Origin of the sequence: Mediterraneibacter agrestimuris (assembly GCF_943193195.1) — a bacterium.
GTDB classification, from domain to species: domain Bacteria; phylum Bacillota; class Clostridia; order Lachnospirales; family Lachnospiraceae; genus Schaedlerella; species Schaedlerella agrestimuris.
This window is the reverse complement of sequence record NZ_CALPDG010000085.1, coordinates 1-5,272: the sequence shown is the minus strand read 5'-3', so window position 1 is coordinate 5,272 and position 5,272 is coordinate 1. Positions and strand designations below refer to the sequence as shown.

Sequence of the window (5,272 nt, the reverse complement as noted above, 5' to 3'; positions counted from 1 at the left end):
CCGGTTCATTCCGGGGTAAGTAACCGGACCGGGATCGATGCCCTCCCATTCCTCTACCGCTTCCAGACTGCATGGAAGCCCTACGTCATTCGGTGTCTGTGAATGGAAACATTTATTCTCTATGGTCAGGTTCCCGTTTATGAAATAATGCCGCTCAAACCTTGTGAAATAATCCACGTCTCCGACCTTTTTCACAGTCAGAAACGCTATATCGTTCGGTTTCCCATCATCCCCGAAACTAATCGGGATAATCTTATCTGCGGCTACAAATTCAGCTGTGGCACCGCCTAGCGGCCTCAAAACAAAAGAACCCAGCGCCAGACCTTCCTGCAGATTCTCATTCAAGCCAGAAATACTCTTCTGATAGATTTTATCCAGCTTTTCATTGCTCAGGCTCGTTTCCATCTCCACCAAAACGCAATCAGAAAACTCCCGGCATATCCCTTCTTCAATACCAAGGGATACTACGCTGTCCGTGATCCAGTCTGCCTGCCCGTTTAACATCTGTTTCCATTGGTTTATAGCATTAATCATATTGTCAGAAAACGTGATGTCTTTACCAACAATTTGTTTTAGCGTCATATATCCAAACATACGCATGAATCCTTTCCAAAACCTTTTTAATCCATCAAACATCTTCCACCTCTTCAATCAGGTATTTCATATCCCGCTCTATCGTGTACTCAAACGCGTCCAAACTGTCTATATCTGTGCTGCCATCATCCAGACGTTCATCCTTGTCTTTCACATCCTTGTTCCATACCGCATCTGAAAAGGCTGTCTTCAAGCTCTCACAATCATCTGTAATAAAAAACCGCCCTGCCCCCATGAGCCTGACGGTACAACGGATCCTGTCGTTAATTGCTGCTTTCTTTGCCTTGCGGACCGATATCCACGGATATTTCTTTTCCACTGCGTTCCGGATGGAGTTTCCAAGAACTGTCTCTGCATTATCGTAGTAAACGCTTTCAACGTTACAATATTCCACATAATCGCTTCGTTGTACAACCACTGCATATTCGTCAATCACTTCCTGTACAAACGCACAAAACAATCTGTCGAGTTCGTTGCTGTCGATGTCCTCACTCTCGTCTTTCGCCATAATACGCTTAGATTTAAGCGCAATCACATCTCTATAGTTATCCGTATACCCCCTTGCAACAAAAGAATGGCCAGACTGGTTTCCGCCAAAATCAATACCAATCTCAATTGATATGATATCCTCTTTCCGGAACTGTTTTACCTCTGGATCAGCTGCCAGCTCGTCCACCACTTCGCACCGGAATGCTTCCGGGTTATCCGCAAACCGCTTATAGATTGCCCCATCTGCCCTCTTCCAAAGCCCAAGAATCAGGCGGTCGTAGTAGATTGTACCCTCATACTCTTTACAGAGCTGCTTGACAAATTCCGGATCTAGGAATGGGTTGTCAAATATCGTATACCTCTGCAGATAAATATCCAGCTCATCGTTATCCAGAAACTCTTTCAACCAGTGTGTCGGATGCTCGGGGTTACAGGAACCATCAAAGCAAGAGTATGGTTTATCGAGACGGGATTTTAACATCTGGAATACTTCTTTGTTCCACTTCGCAACCTCGTCCCCGTAACAGTATTTTATGGATGCCCCCTGAATCTTCGCTACTTGGCTGACCTTTTCAGCGCCAAGACAATACACGTCTTCTCCGCAGATCTTTGCAACATTCCTGTTATTGATCGTCCCGATAAGCTCATCCGTATAAAGCTCCCTCATAGGCTGCAGCACATTTCTCTCAATGGATTCTTTCGATACGCCAAGGATCACATTAAGCCCGGGCTTTCCTGCCGCCTTACGAATCCGGGAAGGAACCATAAACGCGGTATCAACATAAGATTTTCCAGAACGTACCGCGCCAGACTTGATATTCCATCTATGTGTGGCATTTACGATATACTCATTCTGTTTCCTGCTTAATTGCATTGTTCCGCAACTCCTCTAAAATGCTGTCTAATTTATTGATTGCCTCCTCCGACTCATTCTCGCCAGTCACCGCCTGCTTTCTCGCTTGTTTCAGCTCTGTATCCGCATCACGGTTCCGCCTGTTCTCATCCGGTTCTGGAGACTGTCCTGAATACTTCGCCACAAAAGTAGCAGCTTTCGTATCGCCGGCCAGTGCCTCTCTGATCTGCGCCATTAAAAGAGCCGACTCCAACGTACACTCAACACCAAGTGCTTCCAGAACCGGTTTCCATTCTTCACTATCTATCTCAGTAGTAAGAAGTATGTTCAGTTTCTTACGGAAGTCTGCCTTTCTCCGTCTCGCTTCACCGCTTGCCTTGCCACCCATAACAGCAATCTCCCGCTGTTCCCCCGCTGTTCGTTTGTCAAATCCATAGTCTTTTATGTTTTCATACCCTGCCACGCCACCACCTCTCATCTGACTGTTTTATTGCATTGGAAAAGCGCCCTGTTCATGCAGAGCGCCTTTCCATTCTGTTCTATTCTCTTTGATTCACATCATCAATGAATTCCCTCATCATCTTTGATAACTGCGTTCCCATAGATATGCCTGCTGCCTTGCAGGCTTCTTTAAATTCTTCGGCTGTTTCCGCATTCACCTTATAGGTCTTTGCTGCCACCCCCGCCTTTTTATCCCACTTATCTTGTGGTCTGATTTTCTTTTCGTCATTGTTTCCCATGCTTATCCCTCGCTTTCATTACGAGAACATAAACAAGTTTCGCAATTCCTATTGCAATAAATAATATACCCAGTTTCCACAACATGCTTTACACAGATGAGCTTTCGTGTTATATTTTGTTTAAGAGAAGGGCTTTCGCCCCTCTCAGCTAATTTAATAGCTTATCGAGAATCAGCAGGATGATTCCGATGATTAAGTCCAGAATTGAGCTGACCGCCAAAGTCTTATAATCAATTTTGGACTTTTTCTTTTTATGTTTTTTGCTCATCTGTATCTCACCTCCTTACAAATATATAATACCATATACGTGTACGTATGTCAACACTTTTATATAAATTATTCATATTCGCAAAGAAAAGCAGCCTGCTTATCGCCTGCTGCCCCTGTTTGTTCTCTCTATGCCTTATTTCTTTCTTACACTATAACACAGGTTCATAGTCCATTTCAGTCCATTTTTTATAAAATTTGAAAGTTTTTTAGTGCACATTCGTATACTTTAAACATTTTACTACGTGAATATCCTATTTTCTGCGGTATATCATCCCATTTTTCCCTCATCAAATAATATCTCGTCAGTACTTCCCTCTCCTCATCATCCTTTATCTGTTTTACGCTTCTGTATATTTTCTTGTATTCCCGTACTGCTGCCAGCCTTTCCTCTTGCAGCTCTACCATCAATTCCTCTCTTTTCTCTATGTAATCAGATAAGTCGCTTTTCCCTCCATTTCCGTGTGGCATATCATCATTATTTACCGATGGCATCATTGCATCCGATCGGAGCTTCTGGATCTGTTCTAATATCAGTTCTTCCCTTCGCTTCGCTGCCTTGTATCCATTTAGGTATTCTTTTTTCTTTTCCATCTCTTCCCATTGCTGCCTGTCCACCGGAATCCTCCCCTTTCAACCGTTCCAAGTATTCCAATACGCTTATTCTACTCTCCGTGTCTTCTGAATGGATATTTTCTCCTATCCCTTTCAAACTGTTCTGTGGTTTTATAAAATTTGCATTTCTCGGTTTCGCAATACATCTGGTTAAGCGCATTGCATTTACATCTTCCACTATATCCAAAACACTCCTTCTTAACTCCGCTCATCATTCTTCTCCTCATCTGCTCTCCCTGCGCCCTGACCAGCACGGCAGCGGCACAGGGTTCGTTTGTTTTGCCCAATGTATCAGCTCCTTTAAATGTCAGTTTAACCAACTTTATCTCCGTTATTGTACCAAGTCAAATTAAAATCTCCTTCCGGAAGGTCAATCTCTAATGCTGTGGAATACTTTGCTTCTGCCGCTTCTTTCAGTCTCATGTTCCAATTCGGGAAATCATCATGTTCCTCCACTTTACTTACCCCAACCATCCAGCAGCCATTATTACAAGATGCTCTTGAATACTGACCAATTACCATTAACCGCCCTTGTTCACCGCAGTCTACCACACACTGTATCGGATTCATGCTTCCGCAATTATCTGCATCATCACCCGTCAGTCCATATTCTCCAAATGTATCATCGCTGTATCCTTCAAATCTTAATGTTCTCATTTCATCCCTCCGTTAAATCTTAATCTAATTCTTTTGGTAATACCGGATTTTCTCCGCTTTGTTCTGAATACCAGGGCGCATAGTCCCATTCCACCTCTTTAATTGTACACGGTCTGATACTCATGATTACATATCCATCTTTTGTATAACAGTTATCCTCAAACACATCCAAGACTTTTACAAGCACAAATTTCCCGGTTTCTTTATGTTCTCCAGATCCATTGCACGCATGCGGAGTAATCTCATTCAGTCCAAGATAATCTCCCTTATGGAAATCCCTATCATTTTTTCTGACTTCAAATGTTTTTGTGCACTTTATTATATCTTCAAAAAATCTGCTTTCAATTTTCAACTGATGTATCATGGTTTTCCTTCACTCATCCTCCACTAAATCTTAATTTACTCCATCCTCCCTGTACGGTTCCGGAAGTGGCTGCCATGCAATTATAATGTTTCTGTAACGTATAAACTCTCTATCTTCTCCGTCATATAACGCAACCACCCTGTCCGAATAATCTTCTTTGGGAAGTTTTCTTGATAACTGTACAAGGTAATATCCAGTTTTCTCCGGCATTAGCTTACTGCATGGAATCCATCCACCGCCGTCTGACATCTCTTTATTCGCCCCTTGCAGTTTTGCGGATAAGGCTTCTATGGTGTCGGCGGCTTTTGATAATGCCTCTTCTGTTCCTATGATTTCTCTTCCGTATGGCGGTCTTCTATATGCTTCTGCTATTGTTCTCAATTCCTTTACCTGTTCTCTAATGTTCATTTCAAAATCCCCCAATCACATTTATTCAACTCCGAATGGGTCTTCTGGTTCCCAATCAGCTCTAATCTGACAATCTTTGCATTTTTCTTCTCCCCTTCCAACGCAAAGTGGGTATGGATTATCTTTTTCTGGTATAAAACAAGTTTCTTCTCTGTTTTCTGTATTACTCATTACCTCAATCCTTTCCCTTGCCTCCTGACATTCCTCAACTGTGCCGATTGCTCGGTACTGCTGTAATTTTTTCATGGATTCTATAGCTACAAAAGCGGCTTGCCCTAATGGCGT

At 42.8% G+C, this 5,272-nt stretch carries 9 protein-coding genes and 1 pseudogene; all 10 read right to left on the bottom strand.

Going from position 1 to position 5,272, the window contains the following annotated elements; genetic code table 11:
* Positions 1 to 636: pseudogene (locus NFS18_RS18815) on the bottom strand (phage capsid protein); the annotation flags it as partial.
* A complete protein-coding gene (locus tag NFS18_RS18810) occupies positions 629 to 1,957 on the bottom strand; it encodes a PBSX family phage terminase large subunit (protein WP_251393059.1) in 1,329 nt (442 codons plus the stop codon). The gene NFS18_RS18810 and the pseudogene NFS18_RS18815, both read right to left, overlap by 8 nt.
* Positions 1,932 to 2,399, bottom strand: a complete 468-nt coding sequence (locus NFS18_RS18805; protein WP_251393057.1) for a hypothetical protein — start codon at positions 2,397 to 2,399, stop codon at positions 1,932 to 1,934. Before NFS18_RS18805 ends, NFS18_RS18810 begins: the two co-directional genes overlap by 26 nt.
* A gap of 76 nt (positions 2,400 to 2,475) precedes the next feature.
* Positions 2,476 to 2,676 (bottom strand): hypothetical protein, encoded by a 201-nt coding sequence (locus NFS18_RS18800; RefSeq protein WP_251393056.1) that lies wholly within the window; start codon positions 2,674 to 2,676, stop codon positions 2,476 to 2,478.
* 456 nt (positions 2,677 to 3,132) lie between these two features.
* On the bottom strand, positions 3,133 to 3,561 hold the full coding sequence (locus NFS18_RS18795) for a hypothetical protein (protein WP_251393054.1): 429 nt from the start codon (positions 3,559 to 3,561) through the stop codon (positions 3,133 to 3,135).
* 47 nt (positions 3,562 to 3,608) lie between these two features.
* Entirely contained in the window at positions 3,609 to 3,878 is a 270-nt protein-coding gene (locus tag NFS18_RS18790; RefSeq protein ID WP_251393053.1) for a hypothetical protein, read from the bottom strand.
* Positions 3,871 to 4,215 carry a hypothetical protein gene (locus NFS18_RS18785; protein WP_251393052.1) on the bottom strand — a complete coding sequence of 115 codons (345 nt, stop codon included), beginning with the start codon at positions 4,213 to 4,215 and terminating at the stop codon, positions 3,871 to 3,873. Before NFS18_RS18785 ends, NFS18_RS18790 begins: the two co-directional genes overlap by 8 nt.
* Positions 4,216 to 4,234: 19 nt before the next feature.
* Entirely contained in the window at positions 4,235 to 4,579 is a 345-nt protein-coding gene (locus NFS18_RS18780; RefSeq protein ID WP_251393051.1) for a DUF3850 domain-containing protein, read from the bottom strand.
* Positions 4,580 to 4,609: 30 nt separating this feature from the next.
* A complete protein-coding gene (locus NFS18_RS18775) occupies positions 4,610 to 4,987 on the bottom strand; it encodes a DUF551 domain-containing protein (protein ID WP_251393050.1) in 378 nt (125 codons plus the stop codon).
* A 21-nt stretch (positions 4,988 to 5,008) separates the two neighbouring features.
* Positions 5,009 to 5,272: hypothetical protein (locus tag NFS18_RS18770; RefSeq protein ID WP_251393049.1), on the bottom strand; the 264-nt coding region annotated here is incomplete at its 5' end.

Excerpts from the sequence above, each read along its gene's own strand:
- NFS18_RS18810 (WP_251393059.1), bottom strand. The coding sequence starts at position 1,957 with ATGCAATTAAGCAGGAAACAGAATGAGTATATCGTAAATGCCACACAT.
- NFS18_RS18800 (WP_251393056.1), bottom strand. The coding sequence starts at position 2,676 with ATGGGAAACAATGACGAAAAGAAAATCAGACCACAAGATAAGTGGGAT.
- NFS18_RS18785 (WP_251393052.1), bottom strand. The coding sequence starts at position 4,215 with ATGAGAACATTAAGATTTGAAGGATACAGCGATGATACATTTGGAGAA.
- NFS18_RS18780 (WP_251393051.1), bottom strand. The coding sequence starts at position 4,579 with ATGATACATCAGTTGAAAATTGAAAGCAGATTTTTTGAAGATATAATA.
- NFS18_RS18775 (WP_251393050.1), bottom strand. The coding sequence starts at position 4,987 with ATGAACATTAGAGAACAGGTAAAGGAATTGAGAACAATAGCAGAAGCA.